At 72.0% G+C, this 16,119-nt stretch carries 14 protein-coding genes; 9 read left to right on the top strand and 5 right to left on the bottom strand.

The annotated features are described in order from the left end of the window. The first annotated feature begins 18 nt into the window (after positions 1-18). The 5 genes from ACIHEJ_RS30560 to gap all read left to right on the top strand — a co-directional run bounded on the left by ACIHEJ_RS30560 (position 19) and on the right by gap (position 7,413). Entirely contained in the window at positions 19-1,002 is a 984-nt protein-coding gene (locus ACIHEJ_RS30560; RefSeq protein WP_400140323.1) for an ABC transporter ATP-binding protein, read from the top strand. Continuing rightward, complete coding sequence (locus tag ACIHEJ_RS30555; RefSeq protein ID WP_400140322.1) at positions 999-2,360, top strand: ABC transporter permease; 1,362 nt, start codon at positions 999-1,001, stop codon at positions 2,358-2,360. The genes ACIHEJ_RS30560 and ACIHEJ_RS30555 overlap by 4 nt, the downstream gene beginning before the upstream one ends. Positions 2,361-2,364: 4 nt before the next feature. Next, a complete protein-coding gene (locus ACIHEJ_RS30550; RefSeq protein ID WP_400140321.1) occupies positions 2,365-5,112 on the top strand; it encodes a bifunctional YncE family protein/alkaline phosphatase family protein in 2,748 nt (915 codons plus the stop codon). Positions 5,113-5,356: 244 nt separating this feature from the next. Continuing rightward, positions 5,357-6,313, top strand: a complete 957-nt coding sequence (locus ACIHEJ_RS30545; protein ID WP_400140320.1) for a GlxA family transcriptional regulator — start codon at positions 5,357-5,359, stop codon at positions 6,311-6,313. A 104-nt stretch (positions 6,314-6,417) separates the two neighbouring features. Further along, positions 6,418-7,413, top strand: coding sequence for a type I glyceraldehyde-3-phosphate dehydrogenase (gap, locus tag ACIHEJ_RS30540; protein ID WP_400140319.1), 996 nt, complete (start codon positions 6,418-6,420; stop codon positions 7,411-7,413). A 37-nt stretch (positions 7,414-7,450) separates the two neighbouring features. On the opposite strand, the gene ACIHEJ_RS30535 is transcribed toward gap, so the two are convergent. Together ACIHEJ_RS30535 and ACIHEJ_RS30530 are read right to left on the bottom strand one after the other, a co-directional pair. Continuing rightward, the gene (locus tag ACIHEJ_RS30535) at positions 7,451-8,149 is read right to left on the bottom strand and encodes an LmeA family phospholipid-binding protein (RefSeq protein WP_400140318.1); all 699 of its coding nucleotides are present in this window, start codon (positions 8,147-8,149) and stop codon (positions 7,451-7,453) included. Between the two features lie 44 nt (positions 8,150-8,193). Beyond that, entirely contained in the window at positions 8,194-10,386 is a 2,193-nt protein-coding gene (locus ACIHEJ_RS30530; RefSeq protein WP_400140317.1) for an MMPL family transporter, read from the bottom strand. Between the two features lie 162 nt (positions 10,387-10,548). Between ACIHEJ_RS30530 and ACIHEJ_RS30525 the strand changes: the two genes are divergently transcribed. Next, complete coding sequence (locus ACIHEJ_RS30525; protein ID WP_400140316.1) at positions 10,549-11,169, top strand: TetR/AcrR family transcriptional regulator; 621 nt, start codon at positions 10,549-10,551, stop codon at positions 11,167-11,169. A gap of 7 nt (positions 11,170-11,176) precedes the next feature. Here the strand turns inward: ACIHEJ_RS30525 and ACIHEJ_RS30520 are convergent, their stop codons facing one another. The 3 genes from ACIHEJ_RS30520 to ACIHEJ_RS30510 form a co-directional block, all read right to left on the bottom strand. After that, entirely contained in the window at positions 11,177-11,980 is an 804-nt protein-coding gene (locus tag ACIHEJ_RS30520; protein WP_400140474.1) for a cytochrome c oxidase assembly protein, read from the bottom strand. 20 nt (positions 11,981-12,000) lie between these two features. Continuing rightward, on the bottom strand, positions 12,001-12,561 hold the full coding sequence (locus ACIHEJ_RS30515) for a DUF2243 domain-containing protein (RefSeq protein WP_400140315.1): 561 nt from the start codon (positions 12,559-12,561) through the stop codon (positions 12,001-12,003). A gap of 180 nt (positions 12,562-12,741) precedes the next feature. Further along, positions 12,742-14,010: an MFS transporter gene (locus ACIHEJ_RS30510; protein ID WP_400140314.1), complete on the bottom strand. Its 1,269-nt coding sequence runs from the start codon at positions 14,008-14,010 to the stop codon at positions 12,742-12,744. Between the two features lie 159 nt (positions 14,011-14,169). Here ACIHEJ_RS30510 and ACIHEJ_RS30505 point away from each other — a divergent pair, with 159 nt between their 5' ends. From ACIHEJ_RS30505 to ACIHEJ_RS30495, 3 genes are all read left to right on the top strand, one after another. Then, positions 14,170-14,529, top strand: a complete 360-nt coding sequence (locus ACIHEJ_RS30505; RefSeq protein WP_400140313.1) for a hypothetical protein — start codon at positions 14,170-14,172, stop codon at positions 14,527-14,529. Between the two features lie 63 nt (positions 14,530-14,592). Continuing rightward, positions 14,593-15,726: a CapA family protein gene (locus ACIHEJ_RS30500; protein ID WP_400140312.1), complete on the top strand. Its 1,134-nt coding sequence runs from the start codon at positions 14,593-14,595 to the stop codon at positions 15,724-15,726. Between the two features lie 65 nt (positions 15,727-15,791). After that, the gene (locus ACIHEJ_RS30495) at positions 15,792-16,076 is read left to right on the top strand and encodes a hypothetical protein (RefSeq protein WP_400140311.1); all 285 of its coding nucleotides are present in this window, start codon (positions 15,792-15,794) and stop codon (positions 16,074-16,076) included. The last annotated feature ends 43 nt before the right edge of the window (positions 16,077-16,119 follow it).

Genomic DNA, 16,119 nt, shown 5'->3' with positions numbered 1-16,119 from the left:
TTTCGAAAGAAGGGGCTCATGGACTCACTCCTCGCGATCCGGGCTCGTGGCGTCACCAAGTGCTTCGGCGAGGTCGTCGCGCTCGACGGCATCGATCTGGATGTGACGCAGGGTCAGATCCACGGTCTGGTGGGACCGAACGGCGCGGGCAAGACGACACTGCTCGGCCTCCTGCTCGGCCTGGCCGTCGCCGACAGCGGCAGCCTGGAGATCCTCGGAGCACCGGTGGGGCGGACGTTCGCCGCTCCCGACGGCGTCGCGGGGTTCGTGGACGGCCCCGGTCTCTACCCGTCGCTCACCGCCCGGCAGAATCTCGCCGCCCTGGCCGGGCTCCGCGGCCACGACACGCGAACCGCCGGGATCGACGACGTACTCGACCAGGTCGGGCTCACCGAGGTCGCCGACGACCGGACCCGCGGCTTCTCCCTGGGCATGCGTCAGCGGCTCGGACTCGCCGCCGCCCTGCTCACCCGGCCCCGCCTGCTCGTTCTGGACGAACCGTCCAACGGCCTCGACCCGGCCGGCAAGAAGCACGTGCACGGCGTCCTCACCCGGCTCGCGGCGGAGGGAACCGCCGTCGTGCTCTCCAGCCACCGCATGGACGACCTCGAGGCGCTGTGCTCCGAGGTCACCATCGTCGCCACCGGACGGGTCGTGTTCTCCGGACCGCCGGCCAAGCTGGCCGCCGAGAACCGCGAACTCGACTACCGGCTCGTCACCTCCGACCCGCAGGCCGCCCGCCGGCTGGCCGGCGAGACGCCCGGGACCCATGTGGTCGACGGCGCGGGAGGGCGCCACGGCGGCGAGGCGCTCGTCGTCCGCGCGCTGATGCCCGCCCTCGACGAACTGGTGGTGCGGCTCGTGCGGTCGGGTGTCGCCCTGCGTGAACTCGCCCCCGTGGTCTCCCCGTTGGAGGCCGCGTTCCTGGCCCTCACCGAACAGCGGAAGCCCGGCGCCCAGCAGAAGCCCGGCGCCCAGCAGATACAGGAGGCCGGCAGATGACCGTGACCGCGACCGTCGCCGCCCCCGAGGCCGCTCCTGCCGCCCGGGTCTCGGTTGCCCGCGGCTACCGCTTCGAGCTGGTCAAGCTCGTCTCCCAGTGGCGGATCCGCCTGCTGGTGCTCGCCTGCTGGATCGCGCCGGGACTCTTCGTCGCCGGAGTGAGTCAGCAGAGCACGCTCCCCGCCGACACGCTCTTCGGCCGCTGGATGCTCGCCACGGGATGGGCCGGGCCGCTGGTGATCCTCGGCTTCTCGGGCACCTGGGCGCTGCCGCTGCTGACCTCCGTGGTCGCCGGCGACGTGTTCGCCTCCGAGGACCGGCTCGGCACCTGGCGCCATCTGCTCGTGGCCGTCCGCTCACCCCGCCGGATCTTCGCGGCGAAGGCACTGGCCAGTCTCACCGTGATCCTGCTGCTCGTGGCCGGGCTCGCCGCGTCGAGCACGGTCGGCGGGCTCGTCGCGGTCGGCAACCAGCCGCTGGTCGGCCTCGACGGTCACTCGCTGTCCCCGGGGGACGCCGCCGGACGGGTCCTGCTCGCCTGGGCCTGCGTCCTCGCCCCGACCCTGGCCCTCGCCGGGATCGGCCTCCTCGGATCCGTCGCGCTGGGCCGGTCCCCGATGGGGCTGCTGCTCCCGGCGGTCGTCGCGCTGGCGATGCAGCTCGCCCAGATGCTGCCGCTGCCCGTCGCCGTACGACTCGCCCTGCCCAGCTGGGCGTTCATCGCCTGGAACGGCCTGTTCACCGGCCCCGCACAGCTCGGGCCGCTTTTGATCGGCATCGTTGTCAGCCTGGTGTGGGCCGTGACCGCCACCGCGCTGGCCCATGTGCTCTTCCTGCGGCGCGACTTCACCAACCTGACCGACGACGGTTCGGGGCGCCGCGCGGTCACCGCCGGACTGCTCCCGCTCGCCGGGCTGGTCGCCGTGACGATCGCCGTCGTGGCGGCGACGACCGGGGCCACGGGCTCCGGGATCTCGCAGGACAAGGTGCAGCGCTCGCTCGCCACGGAGTTCGCCCACCTGTACCGCTTGCAGACCGAGCGGCTCAACCGCCCCGCCGTCACCGAAGCCCGGCTGAAGGCCGCCGCGACGTGCGACAAGGGCAGCGTCAAGGTAGCCGCCGAGGGGCCCGGCAACGACTGGCGCTGCGTCGTCTCGTGGCATCTCCCCGGCGTCGAGGCGACCGGGACGGCCGTCTATCAGCTCGACGTCACCTCCGACGGGCGGTTCGTCGCCGACGGCGACGGACCGAAGGAAGTGAACGGCTACTTCCTGGTGCGGACCCCGACCGGGGACGCACCGAACCCCCTGTGGCAGTTCGACGGCAATGTCGAACTTCTTCGTTCTTCGAAGGGATGACTCCATGCAGGTAACCCGCAACCGCCGACCCGTCGAGAGGGAGTTCCTCGGCAGACGCCTCGGCCGTCGGAGCACCCTCACGGCCGGTGCCACCGCGGTCGTCCTCGCGGTCACCGCCGGCATCGGCTACGCCCAGACCCGTCAGTTCGGCACCGACCAGGTCGGCCAGGTGACCGACCACGGCCAGGTCATCTCCAGCGACCAGTACATCGCCCCCTACGGCGACCGCCTCGTCATCAACAACGGCAAGATCATGTCGTCCTCGCCCAGCCCGGACGGCACCCACCTCGCGGCCTCCGTCACCGACGGCGGGAGCGCGCTGGCCATCGTCGACGTCAAGAGCTGGAAGGTGCAGCAGGTCGTCGGCACCGCCGCCTCGTCGACCCCGCGCCTGAGCAGCAACTCCGTGGGCCAGGAAGGCCCCACCTACTCGCCCGACGGCACGCAGCTGTGGCTCGGCCAGACCGACGGCTACACCAGGTTCACGGTGAACCCGGACGGCACCGTCGCCAACCCGACGTCGGTGAAGATCCCGGCGGACGGAGCCAAGCACGCGCTGGTCGGCCAGGCGGTGTTCTCGTCCGACGGCTCCACCGTGTACTCCGCGGTCAACGGCCAGAACCGGGTGGTCGCCATCGACGCGGCGACCGGCTCCGTCAAGCAGAGCTGGTCCGTGGGCAACGCGCCGCGCGACCTGGTCGTCGTCGGCAGCAAGCTGTACGTCAGCAACGAGGGCGGACGCCCGGCGCAGTCCGGCGACACGACCATGAACTCGTACGGCACGGACGTGCCGGCCGACCCCAAGACCGGTGCCACCACCACCGGCACGGTCAGCGTCATCGATCTGGCGAACCCGTCCGCGGCCCCGTCGAGCATCGCCGTCGGTCTGCACCCGACCGCCCTGTACGCCAAGGGCAAGGCGCTGTTCGTCACCAACACGGCCTCCAACAACGTGTCGGTCATCGACACCGGCCGCGACAAGGTCGTCCAGACCATCTCCGCCCAGCCGTGGCCCGAGGCGTCGGTCGGGTACGAGCCCAACGCCGTGACGCTGACCGACGACGGCCACCTGCTGGTGACGCTCGGCCGTGCCGACGCCGTCGCCGTCTACCGGTTCCGGAGCCCGCTGGAGCCGGTGAGCTACGTCGGCCTGCTGCCCACGGACTACTTCCCGGCCGAGATCACGACCGTCGGAGACCAGGTGCTGGTCTCCAACACCCGTGGCATCGACGCCCGCCGCCCCACCACCGCCGCCGGGCACGGCACGCACGACACGACGTCGAGCGTGCAGCGGTTCACGCTGCCCGACGACAGCGTCATCAGATCCCAGACGGCGAAGGTCTTCAAGCAGAACGGCTGGACGCCCGGCTCGGTCTCGCTGGCCAGGGGCAGGAGCCACGCCAGGGCGGTGCCGGTCCCGACGCGGCTCGGCGACCCCTCGACGATCAAGCACGTCTTCCTGATCGTCAAGGAGAACCGGACCTACGACCAGGTCTTCGGTGACGTGCCGGAGGGCGACGGCGATCCGTCGGTGACGCAGTTCGGCGAGAACGTGACGCCGAACCAGCACGCACTGGCCGAGCAGTTCGGCCTGTACGACAACACGTACGACATCGGCACCAACTCCGCCGAGGGCCACAACTGGCTGATGCAGGCCGACGACCCGGAGTACACCGAGTCCTCGGCCGGTGAGTACGCGCGCAGCTACGACACCGAGAACGACGCCCTCGGCCACCAGAGGACCGGCTTCATCTGGACCGGTGCGCAGGCGGCCGGGAAGACCGTGCGGGACTTCGGCGAGTTCCAGTCGATCGAGAGCAAGCCGGCCGGCGCGACCTGGCAGAACCTGTACTGCGACGCCAAGGACATGGACGCGACCGGCCGGCCGACCGCGTACCCCATACAGACGGGCTCGGCGATCCCGTCGCTCAACTCCGTGTCGGCGCCCGGCTTCCCGATGTTCGACCTCGACGTCCCGGACGTCTACAAGTACCAGATCTGGAAGCAGGACTTCGAGAAGAACGGCCCGGCGAACCTGAACATGTTCTGGCTCTCCAACGACCACACCGGTGGTCCGGCGAGCGCCTCGGCCCAGGTGGCGGACAACGACCTCGCGGTCGGCAAGATGGTCGACGAGATCTCCCACAGCAAGTACTGGAAGGACTCGGCGGTCTTCGTCGTCGAGGACGACTCGCAGGCCGGCCTCGACCACGTCGACGGCCACCGCGCGCCGATCCAGATCATCAGCCCCTGGGCCCAGCACGGCGCCGTCGACAGCCACTACTACTCCCAGATCACGATGATCCGGACGATCGAGCAGATCCTCGGTGTCCACCCGATGAACCAGAAGGACAGCGCGGCCACTCCGATGGCCGGCGCCTTCACCCGGCGTCCGGACTACACGCCGTTCACCGCGCTGCCCAACCGGACCTCGCTGACCGACGGCCTGAAGACCCCGCCCTCCTGTGGCGTGGACACCCCGGCCCCGCAGGACCCGAAGGCGGCGGCCGTGCCGTCGTCCGAGGTGCCGGCGGACAAGCGGACGCTCGCGGCCCAGTGGGACAAGTGGAAGTCCAAGCAGCACCTGACCGGGACCCACGCCATCCCGGACTTCGCCAACCCCGCGCAGATGAACCACTTCACCTGGTACCAGACGCACAACTGGACGAAGCCGTACCCGGGCGAGCACACGATCTACGCGCCGAACGACGTGCCGGGCGCCTACATCCCGTCGTCGGAGTCCGACGGCTGACCTGCCCCGCTCACACGGAGGGCCCCGGCCGGCGTCACCGCCGGCCGGGGCCCGGCCTTTTGCCCGGAATGCCCATGTTCACCCGTACGGCGCCGGTTGCGGCCGCCCGATCTGGAAACCCGATCCCTGCCTGGACGAGTTCCTCCTGCTCGGCCCAGGGTCCTGGGGTGTGCCGCGGCCGGTCCCCGAGCCGGCCGCGGCACCATGACCCCGTCCGGTGCCGGGCGCGCCTACCCTGGTCACCGTGCCGTCCTCCCGCTTGCGCCGTGTCGCCGTCCTGGTGCTCGAAGGGGCCAAGCCGCTCGATGTCGGCATCCCGGCCCAGGTGTTCACTACGCGCGCGAGCATGCCGTACGAGGTGCGGGTGTGCGGCGCGACGGCCGGTCTCGTCACGGGCGGCGACGGGCTGTCGTACTCCGTCGCCCACGGCCTCGACGCGCTGGAGTGGGCCGACATCGTCTTCGTGCCCGGATACCGGTTCCCGGACCGCGACGACCCGCCCCGGACCGTGGTCGACGCCCTGCGCGCGGCCCACGACCGGGGCGCGCGCCTCGCCGCGATCTCCACGGGGGCCTTCGCGCTGGCCGCCACCGGACTGCTCGACGGCAGACGCGCGACGACGCACTGGCACTACACGCGGGCGCTCGCGGCGAAGCACCCACTCGTCCGGGTCGACGAGAACGTCCTGTTCGTCGACGAGGGCAGCGTGCTGACGTCGGCCGGCGCGGCCTCGGGCATCGACCTGTGCCTGCACGTCCTGCGCGGCGACCTCGGGGTGGCCGCGTCGAACCACGCGGCCCGGCGCCTGGTCGCGGCTCCCTACCGCAGCGGCGGCCAGGCGCAGTACGTACCGCGCAGCGTGCCCGAGCCGCTCGGCGAGCGGTTCGCCGCGACCCGCGAGTGGGCGCTCCACCGGCTCGGCGAGCACCTCACGCTGGAGGCCCTCGCCCGGCACGCCGGGGTCTCGGCGCGTACCTTCTCCCGGCGTTTCGCGGAGGACACCGGCTACACACCCATGCAGTGGGTCATGCGCGCCCGCATCGACATGGCCCGCGAGCTGCTGGAGCGTTCGGCGCGCGGCATCGAGCAGATCGCCGCCGACGTCGGTCTCGGCACCGGTGCCAATCTGCGGCTGCACTTCCAGCGCATCCTCGGCACCACCCCGACCGAGTACCGGCGCACCTTCGCCCGGGGCGAGTAGCCCGCGGGCGCCGTGGCGCGATCCTTGCGAACCATGGCGATCACGCCGCTGTCACGGCCGGATGCCGCACGCGAACCTGGTGGCGAACGGAAGGGACACCACTCATGACGCGTATCGCCATCAACGGATTCGGCCGCATCGGACGCAATGTGCTGCGCGCCCTGCTCGAACGCCACAGCACCCTCGACGTCGTCGCCGTCAACGACCTCACGGAGCCCGCCACCCTCGCCCGGCTGCTCGCCTACGACACGACGGCCGGCCGGCTCGGCCGCCCGGTGACCGCCGACGGCGACGCCCTCGTCGTGGACGGCCGGCGCATCAGGGTGCTCGCCGAACGCGAACCCGCCCGGCTGCCGTGGGGCGAGCTGGGGGTGGACATCGTCCTCGAGGCGACCGGCCGCTTCACCTCGGCCGAGGCGGCCCGCGCCCACCTGGACGCCGGCGCGAAGAAGGTGCTCGTCGGCGCGCCGTCGGACGGCGCCGATGTCACCCTCGCGTTCGGGGTCAACACCGACGCCTACGATCCGGCCGTGCACACGCTCGTCTCGAACGCGTCGTGCACCACCAACGCGCTGGCGCCCCTCGCCGCCGTGCTGGACGAACTCGCCGGTATCGAGCACGGGTTCATGACGACCGTGCACGCCTATACGCAGGAGCAGAACCTGCAGGACGGTCCGCACCGCGACGCCCGCCGCGCCCGCGCCGCGGCGGTCAACATCGTGCCGACCACGACGGGCGCCGCCAAGGCGATCGGCCTGGTCCTGCCCGGCCTCGACGGCAAGCTGTCGGGCGACTCGATCCGTGTGCCGGTGCCGGTCGGCTCGATCGTCGAACTCAACACGACGGTCACGCGCGCGGTGACGCGCGACGAGGTGCTGGAGGCGTACCGCGCCGCGGCCCGGGGCCCGCTCGCCGGGATCCTGGAGTACTCCGAGGACCCGCTCGTGTCGTCCGACATCACGGGCAACCCGGCCTCGTCGATCTTCGACTCGGCCCTGACCCGCGTCGACGGCCGGCACGTCAAGGTGGTCGCCTGGTACGACAACGAGTGGGGCTTCTCCAACCGGGTGATCGACACCCTCGAACTCCTCGCCCGCTGACCGGACACCGCTCGGTGCCGTGAGCCGGGCGCGTCCCCTACAGACGCTGCCCGGCGGCGATCGAGAAGCCGAGGACGAGGCCGTCGTCGGCCGCCCGCGCCGAGGTCAGGGCGACGCCGCGGGGGAGTCCGGTGACGGCCACGGTCCGGGGCCGGAGCCTGCTGCGCAGCCCGGAGGCGGCCGGCAGGGAGGCGAGGTCGTCGACCGCCACGCTGCGGCCGAGCACGTCCACCGTCGTCGGCGTGACGGTGAACGCGTGCGCGGTCGCGGACACCCTGGCCCGGACCGTGAACGGCAGCCCGAGACGCCCGGCGTTCCCGCTCAGCAGCAGGTCGCCGTCCTGGCCGGCGGCTGTCAGGCCGTCACCGAGGGCGCCCAGACGCCGGGTCACCTGGTCGTACCCGACGGTGGCGGTCCCGGTGCCGCCGGCGCTGTCGCCGTCCGTGGTGACGTCCTTCAGACGGATGTCGACGTCCATCACGGTGTGCTGGCGGTGTACGCCCCGCGCGCTCACCTCGACGTCGCCGACGTCCCCGGCGAGGGTGCGCAGCCCCGCGAGCGGCGTGGTCAGATCGGCGTGCACCGGGCCGTGCGGCTCCAGCCGGTGGGACGCCCGGGCGGCGATCCGTCCCTCGGTCCTGTGCTCGACGAGGAGATCGGTCACGCAGGTCAGGGCGGCCAGGGCCGCGGTCGACGCGACCAGGACGAGGATCCTGTTCCGGCGGTTCGAGGTCATGGGGTCACTGCTCCGGTTCGGTCGGGTCGGGGGCGGGACAGCGGTCACGCGTGCACCTGCGGAAGAACCCGGTCGAGCCGCCGGGGTATCCACCAGTTCGCCCGGCCCATGAGGAACATGGCCGACGGCACCAGGACCAGACGCACCACCGTGGCGTCGACGACCACGCTGATCGCCAGCCCCAGGGCGAGCATCTTCACGACCACGGTCGGCGAGGCCGTGAAGGACAGGAACACCGCGGTCATGATGAAGGCCGCGGCGGAGATGACACGCGCCGTCGCCGACAGACCCTCGCCGACGGACAGCCGGTTGTCCCCGGTACGACGCCACGCCTCGGCGATCCGCGACAGCAGGAAGATCTCGTAGTCCATGGACAGCCCGAAGACGATCGCGAACATCATCATCGGGACGTACGACTCGATCGGCACCGCCTCGGACAGTCCCAACAGCGAGTCGCCCCAGCCCCATTGGAAGACCGCGACGAGCACGCCGTACGAGGCGGCGGTGGTGAGCAGATTGAGCAGCACGGCCTTGAGCGGGATCACCACGCTGCGGAACACGGTCATCAGCAGCAGGAAGGCGAGCACCAGCACGATGCCGATGACGATCGGGAGCCGCTGCCCGACCGTGTCACGGAAGTCGGCCTGGCCGGCCACGCTGCCGGTGAGATAGGCCCGGGCGCCCGTGCCGTCGAGGGCCTCGGGCAGCGACTGCCCGGACAGGGTGCCGAGCAGGGATCCGGTGGCGGCGTCCTGGGGACCCGTGGCCGGTGTGACCGTGGTGACGAGGATCCTTCCGTCGTCGCTCGCCTTGACCGGGGTGAAGGACGCCACGCCGGTGGTGTCCCGCAGAGCCGCGGTCACGTCGGCGGAGATCCGGTCGACGGACGTGTCCGCCGCGCGCACGTCGACCACGGCGACGACCGGACCGTTCGCCCCCGCGCCGAAGCCGGGCCCGTCCGCGTGCGCGATCCAGTCGTAGGCGGTGCGGGTGCTGCTGCCGGGCCGGTCGGCACCTGCGTCGACGTGGCCGAGGCGCATCGCGAACAGCGGCACGGAGCACAGGCCGAGAACGGCGAGCCCGACGACCAGGAATGTCCAGGGGCGCCGGGAGACGAGCTGCGCATAGCGGTGCCAGCCGTCGCCCGCTCCCGTGCTCTCGGCGACGGGGCGCCGCACCCGGAGACGGTCGATGCGCCGCCCGACCAGCCCCAGCGCCGCGGGAACCAGGGTGAGCGCGGCTGCCGCGGTGACGACGACGGCGAGGGTGGCCGCCAGGCCGATCTTGCCGATGAAGCTCAGCCCGCACGCGTACAGGCTCAGCATCGCCACCGCGACGGTCACAGCGGCGATGAGGACGGCGCGTCCGCTGGTGCGCACCGTACGGGCCGCCGCCTCGACCGGATCGTGCCCGTCGACGAGGTCCTGGCGGAAGCGCGTCGTCAGGAACAGGGCGTAGTCGATGCCCACACCCAACCCGATCATGCCGGCCAGGGTGGTGGCGGACGTCGCGAAGGAGAGGGTGGCCGCGACGATGCCCACGAGGCCGAGCCCCACGCCGACGCTGATCAGCGCGGTGACCAGGGGCAGCAGCGCGGCGAGGACGCTGCCGAAGGCCAGCAGCAGGATCACCAGGGCGGTGATCACGCCCACGCCCTCGCTCAGCTTGTCGTCGGCGGGTTCCCGGACCACCTGGTCGAGATCGCCGCCGTAACCGACGTCGAGCCCCGCCGCCCGGGCGGGCGCCGTCGCCGTGTCGAGTCGTGCGGTGTAGTCGTGTCCGAGGCTCTTGAGCTGTTCGTCGAAGGACACGGTGGTGTACGCCGTACGGCCGTCCGTGCTGGTCACGAGCGCGGACACGGCGGTGACGTGCGGCAGACCGCGCAGGTCGGCCACGGTCCGGTCGACCGCGGACTGCCGGTGGGCCACCGTGCCCGAGCCGGCGTGGAGGACGACCTTGCCGCTGGGCCTGCCCGCCTGCGGCATCGAGCCGGCGAGGAGGTCGGCACCGGTCGCCGAGGCGGTGCCCGGCAGGCTGACCTGGTCGCTGAAGGTGGGAGCGGCGAAGTGCCGTCCGGCCAGAGCGACGAGGAGCACCAGCAGCCATACGGCGACGACCGCGGCCGGATGCCGTGCGCAGAACCGGCCGAGGCCGCCGAGCCCGCCGCGCACAGGGTCGGGGTCCGTCGGCGTGAGCGCCGCGGTGGGCGCGGGGGCGTGCTGAGTGGGTCGGGGCACCGGATCTCCAATGGAACGTGGCACGAGTGACACGAACTCTAGAGTCAAACTGGCACGCGTGACAATTGGCATGCATGACAGAATTCGGGGTGGATCGTGTCCCGGTTCGACGTGACAGGCGTGCCGATTGACAGTCGCGACCCCTTGGCGGAGGCTCGGCCCATGCAGAGTGAGATCGCCGGTGGACTGCGCGAACGCAAAAAGGAGGAGACGCGGCGCCTGCTGCTGGAGGGGGCCGCGCGCCTGTTCGGGGAGCGCGGTTTCGAGGGTGCCACCGTCGCGGACATCGCCGCATACGCGAACGTCTCCGTGCGCACCTTCTTCCGGTACTTCGAGAGCAAGGAAGCGCTGCTGCTGCCGGACGGCGTCGAGATCTTCGCCTACGTGGAGCACGCGCTGTCCCGTCGCCCGGCCGACGAGGGGCCGCTGGACGCCGTGTGCAACGCGCTGCTGGAGGCCGCCGAACCGTTCGCGGCCTCCACCCTCACCGCGCTCAGTCACCCGCTCGAGGACATCGAGAACGTCGTCACGACCCGCCTCGTCCAGGCGTTCTCCGACTTCGAGGAGCGGCTCACCGTCCTGGTCCAGCGCAGGCTGCCCCCGGACACGCCCGACGCCGACCTCGAGGCGGCCGTGATCGCGTGCGCGGCCCTCTCCGCGGTGCGCGCGGTCCTGCGCACCCGCCGGGCGCGCCGGGCCTCCGGCGTCACGGACACCGGTAGCGCACCGCTGTTGCGGGCCTTCGGCATCCTGCGTGCCATCGGCTCGTCCGAGCAGCCCTGACGGCGGGTCACGCCGTCGGCAGGGGAGGAAACGGCGGATGCGCTCGCCGGGGGGCGGGACGCCATGTGGTGACCAGTGCGGCGGCCAGCAGCAGTTCGGCGATGTCGCCGCCGTAGTACATGATCTCCGCGCCGCCCTGGACCTGCTCGACCGGGGCGTGGACGGCGACCCCGAAACCGCCGTACATGAGCTGGGACATCACGGCGTGCGCGGCGATCGCGACACCCAGGTAGACCAGGCGGGTCCGTACGCCCGGCCGGGCGGGCGCGGGATCGGGACCGGCGATGACGTACGCGAACAGGCACCCCGACAGCAGGAAGTGGGCGTGCAGGAGCCAGTGGGCCGCCATGTGACCGCTCATCACGTCGTACAGCGGGGTGAAGTAGAGCACGGCCAGGCTGCCGGTGGACAGGAGCAGTGCCGAGGCGGGGTGAGCGAGCGCGCGGGCGGGCAGGCTGTGCAGTACGGCCGTCAGCCGCCGGCCCCGTGCGGCGGGCAGGGTGCGCAGCAGCAGGGTGACGGGGGCGCCGAGCACGAGGGCCGGCGGCGCGTACATGCCGATGAGCAGATGCTGGACCGTGTGGCCGCGGAAGTCGGCGTGCGCGAACGGGGCGAGCGGCGGCAGCAGGGCCACGCCGAGCAGCGCGAGGCCGGCCAGGAAGGAGACCGTCCGCCACCGTCCCCACCCGAGAACCGGGTTCTTGCGCCGGGCCCGACGGGCCAGGTACACGTACAGGCCGGCGGCGATCAGCAGCGCCACCGCGGGGCCTGCCACAGCCGACGCGCCGACGGTCGTGCCGTGACCGTGCATGGGCATGTCGTGATGCCCCATCAGGCGCTCCGCGCTCGACGGCCGGCGTCGGCCGGTGCGCCGGGATCGAAGGGCCGGCCGCCGCCTTGCAGGAGGTACCCGCCGATCAGCAGCAGGACACCCAGTGCGAGGAAGCCCATGTCCCACCAGATCTGGTGCGGGCCGCCGTGCACGTGGTGGATGCCGAGGATCTGGTGGTCCAGGAGCCCTTCGACGACGTTGAACAGGCCCCAGCCCGCGAGGATCCAGCCCCACAGCACGCGTGAGGTCCACACCCGGCGCCGGTCGTGGGTGACGCGGGAGTACAGGACGGCCAGACCGGTCAGGACGGCCAGCCAGCAGACGACGTGGAAGACGCCGTCCCACACGGTGTTCATCTCCAGACCGGACACGGTGTGGGGGTCGTAGTACTTCACCCCGATGCGGTCGTGGTTCGTACTGGAGAGCATGTGGTGCCATTGCAGGAGCTGGTGCAGCAGGATGCCGTCGAGGAAGCCGCCCAGTCCCACACCCAGGACGATGCCCGGCAGCTGAAGGCTTGCGGGAGCGGTGCCCTGAGCCCTGCCGGTGGGAGTGGTCATGGTCTTCCTCCATCCAGTGACGCGCCTGGCGCTGCCGGGTCCCGGATGAAGACGCCTTCCCCACGAAGCAGTCGGAACCACCCCGCGGACCGGCATCGGCCCGAAACGGCTGCGCTCACCCGAGCCGCCGTCGCTGCTTCGGGACAGGTGGGGCGGGCTGCCGCGTACCGCTCGTCGACCTCACGCCGACGGTGAGGTGTTGACGGATATTCGATGACTGCCGAGGTGTCCCTCACGGTCAACACGATCGCTCTCAGCGGGACTTGTGCGGCGCTGTGCCCAGCGGACGGCGGGGGGCGCTGCCATGCCCGTCAGGGCGAACGCGGCGCCCAGGACGTACCAGCCGGGGCGGCCCCAGGTGATGCAGAGCGAGATGAGCAGACCGGGCCCGAAGGCCTCGGCCAGTCCGGCGCCCAGACCGAACACGCCCAGATACTGGCCGGTGGCGTGCCGGGGAGCCAGGGCGAAGGACAGCTCGAAGCCGGCGGCCGAGTGCCACAGCTCGCCGACCGTGTGGATCACCACCGCGGTGAGGAGCAGCACCGCGGCGGCCCACGCCGGTGTCCCCGCGGACAGCGAGATCACCGAGCAGGAGACGAGGAAGGCCACACCCGCGCGCCGGTAGGCGTGTCCGCCGGCTTCGGGGGAGTCGACGCTGCGTCCCGCCCGCACCTGGAACAGCACGACCATGACCGTGCCGGTGAGCATGGTGCCCGAGATGAGCCAGTGCGGGGCGGCCGTGGCGCCGACCAGCCAGAGCGGGACGGCCACGGTGAGCACCTTGAACTGGATGGCGATGATGCCGTCGAGGGCGGTGAGCAGCAGGTAGGGGCGGTCGCGCAGGGCGATCCGGCGCGGGCCGCCGGTGACGGGGACGGGCGCCACCGGCGGAAGGAGGGCCAGGAGCGCCGCGGAGAGCACGAAGGCGACCGCGTTGCCGACGGCCATGAGCTGATAGGCGGTGAGGGTGCCCACCTGCACCACCCAGCCCGCCCCCACCGCACCGAGGGAGACGCCGACGTTGGTCACCGCGCGGAGATAGGCCCGGAACTCCTGCGGCCGGTCTCCTCCGTAGTGCCGGACGAGGGGACTGCGAGCGGCTGTACCGGCTGCCTTCGCCCCGGCGGCCGCACAGACCGCGAGCACGAACGGCCAGAAGCCGTCGACCAGGACGAAGCCGGCGGTGGCCAGCGCCTGGACGGCGAGGGTGGCCGCGTAGACGCCGCGTGCTCCGCATCGGTCCGCCAGATGACCGACCGCGACGCCCAGGACCAACGCGACGAGACCGGCGATGCCGAGCCCGAGCCCCACCTGTCCGGCCGGCAGGTGGACCGCCTCGGTGAAGTACAGCACTCCGGCGGTCAGGTAGAGGCCGCTGCCGACGGTGTAGACGAAGTTCGAGGCCGCGAGGACGCGCTGGGGTCCGGTGTCCGGCATCAGGCGGGGCATGGCTGGGCTCCATGTCGCAGAGGGGGTAAGGACCCGACCAGCTTGTTGCATCTTACTTGCAAGAGCAATCTATTCGCAGTAATTGCCGGGCCGGAGCGCGGCCGGGAGACGAACCGTCTTCGACTCCGACAGAACGCGCTCCGAACGGAAGGAATCCTCATGCCCGTCATCCGAGTCCGCCGCCGGCCGACCGCGACACGGCTCATGGCCGTGGCCGTGGCCGCCGTGACCCTGCTCGGACTTGTCGGCTGGTACCTGTTCTCCGGCCGGGGTGCCGGGCTGCTGCCGCAGGACAGCTGGGGACCGTGGCGGCAGAAGCAGGTGCACGGCTGGTCGGTGTGGGTGCGGGTCAACTCCTGGAGCGACGCCGCCGAGGCGAACGGTGCCTACGGCAAGGCGGACGACTTCAGCCTGAAGGCCTACGGCACCCCGGCCACGGCCGCCACCGTGATGGACGGCACCCGGTTCACGCTGGCACCCGACGGCCGGCTCACCGTCGACGGGCCACGCGCGAGATGACCCGCGGACGCACCAGGCGGGCGATGTGCACTCGGCCCCCGGCCGCTGCCCTAGCGTGGAGGTGTGGGCGGTGGTGTGGTGACGCTGTTCCTGTGCGGTGACGTGATGCTCGGACGCGGCGTCGACCAGATCCTCGCGCACCCCGGAAGCCCGGTGCTGCGCGAGGACTACGTCGTGGACGCACGCTCGTACGTGGAACTCGCCGAGGCGGTCAACGGGCCGATCCCCGCCCCCGTCGACCCTGCCTGGCCGTGGGGCGCGGCCCTGCCGGTGCTGGAGCGGACCGCCCCGGACGTCCGCATCGTGAACCTCGAGACCGCCGTCACCAGCAGCGCTACGTTCGCACCGGGCAAGGCGATCCACTACCGGATGCATCCGGCCAACCTGCCGGCCCTGGCGGTGGCCCGGCCCGACGTGTGCGTCCTGGCCAACAACCATGTGCTGGACTTCGGCCGGCCGGGCCTGGCGGAGACGCTGGACTCGCTGGCCGGCGTGGGGCTGCGGACGGCGGGAGCGGGACGCAGTGCCGACGAGGCCCGCGCCCCGGTGGCCGTCCCGGTCGGTTCCGGACGCCGCGTGCTGGTCTTCGGCCTCGGCGCGCTGTCCAGCGGAATCCCGCCGGACTGGGCGGCGACCGCGGGCCGGTCCGGCGTCGCCTACCTCCGTGAGCTGTCGGTCGCGGCCGCCGAGGCCGTCGTCCGGCGAGTGCGGCTTGCGAAGCGTCCGGGCGACATCGCGGTCGTGTCCGTCCACTGGGGCTCCAACTGGGGCTATCACGTCCCCCGCCACCAGATCCGCTTCGCGCATGCCCTGGTCGACGGCGGCGTGGACGTCGTCCACGGGCACTCCTCGCACCATCCCCGCCCCGTCGAGGTGTACCGCGACCGGCTGATCCTGCACGGCTGCGGCGACTTCATCGACGACTACGAGGGCATCTCCGGCTACGAGGAGTACCGCGACGACCTCCGCGTCGGCCACCTGGTCTCGGTGGAGGCGGACACCGGGCGGCTGGCCGGCGTACGGATGATGTGCCTGCGAGCGCGGCGGATGCGGCTGGAACCCGCCGCGGACGCGGAGCGCGCCTGGCTGCGCGCGACCCTCGAGCGGATCAGCGAAGGCGTCGGCATCGGCGCGGGGCGCGACGGCATGCTCACCCTCGTACCGGCCGCGGCCCCCGGGCCGGAGCGCGGCCGGTGAGCCGCTGAACGTGGCTGGGTACCCGTGAGCTGCCACATCTTTCGTCCGATGGGGAGATGACTCGAATGATCTTTCTCGGACTGCTTCTCCTGGTGGGCACCGGCGCGTTCACCGCCCTGGCGATCGCCGGCAACCTCGCCGGCGGACCCGAGTACACCGTGTCCGTCCTCCATCACACCATCGCCACCGTGAACGGGCTCGCGCTCTTCAGCGCCGGCCTCACGCTGGCGCTCCTCTTCTGCCTGGGCCTGGCGATGACGACCAGGGCGGCCGTACATCGCCATCGTCATCACGGCCCCGTGATCCACGGGGGCGCGGGACGCGGGACACCACCGCGGTCGGCGGGATGACCGGACCACACGGGCGGTCGAACAGCGGGAAGGGCGGCCGGGC

Origin of the sequence: Streptomyces sp. NPDC052301 (genome assembly GCF_044593395.1) — a bacterium.
Taxonomy (GTDB): domain Bacteria; phylum Actinomycetota; class Actinomycetes; order Streptomycetales; family Streptomycetaceae; genus Streptomyces.
Note: the sequence above shows the minus strand (reverse complement) of the source record. Positions and strands in the feature narration are given on the sequence as shown.

Coding starts and splice junctions, on each gene's coding strand:
- ACIHEJ_RS30535 (WP_400140318.1), bottom strand. CDS start 8,149: ATGACCTCGAACCGCCGGAACAGGATCCTCGTCCTGGTCGCGTCGACC.
- ACIHEJ_RS30510 (WP_400140314.1), bottom strand. CDS start 14,010: ATGCCCCGCCTGATGCCGGACACCGGACCCCAGCGCGTCCTCGCGGCC.
- ACIHEJ_RS30550 (WP_400140321.1), top strand. CDS start 2,365: ATGCAGGTAACCCGCAACCGCCGACCCGTCGAGAGGGAGTTCCTCGGC.
- ACIHEJ_RS30505 (WP_400140313.1), top strand. CDS start 14,170: ATGCCCGTCATCCGAGTCCGCCGCCGGCCGACCGCGACACGGCTCATG.
- ACIHEJ_RS30555 (WP_400140322.1), top strand. CDS start 999: ATGACCGTGACCGCGACCGTCGCCGCCCCCGAGGCCGCTCCTGCCGCC.
- ACIHEJ_RS30495 (WP_400140311.1), top strand. CDS start 15,792: ATGATCTTTCTCGGACTGCTTCTCCTGGTGGGCACCGGCGCGTTCACC.
- ACIHEJ_RS30560 (WP_400140323.1), top strand. CDS start 19: ATGGACTCACTCCTCGCGATCCGGGCTCGTGGCGTCACCAAGTGCTTC.
- gap (WP_400140319.1), top strand. CDS start 6,418: ATGACGCGTATCGCCATCAACGGATTCGGCCGCATCGGACGCAATGTG.
- ACIHEJ_RS30520 (WP_400140474.1), bottom strand. CDS start 11,980: ATGCACGGTCACGGCACGACCGTCGGCGCGTCGGCTGTGGCAGGCCCC.
- ACIHEJ_RS30525 (WP_400140316.1), top strand. CDS start 10,549: ATGCAGAGTGAGATCGCCGGTGGACTGCGCGAACGCAAAAAGGAGGAG.
- ACIHEJ_RS30515 (WP_400140315.1), bottom strand. CDS start 12,561: ATGACCACTCCCACCGGCAGGGCTCAGGGCACCGCTCCCGCAAGCCTT.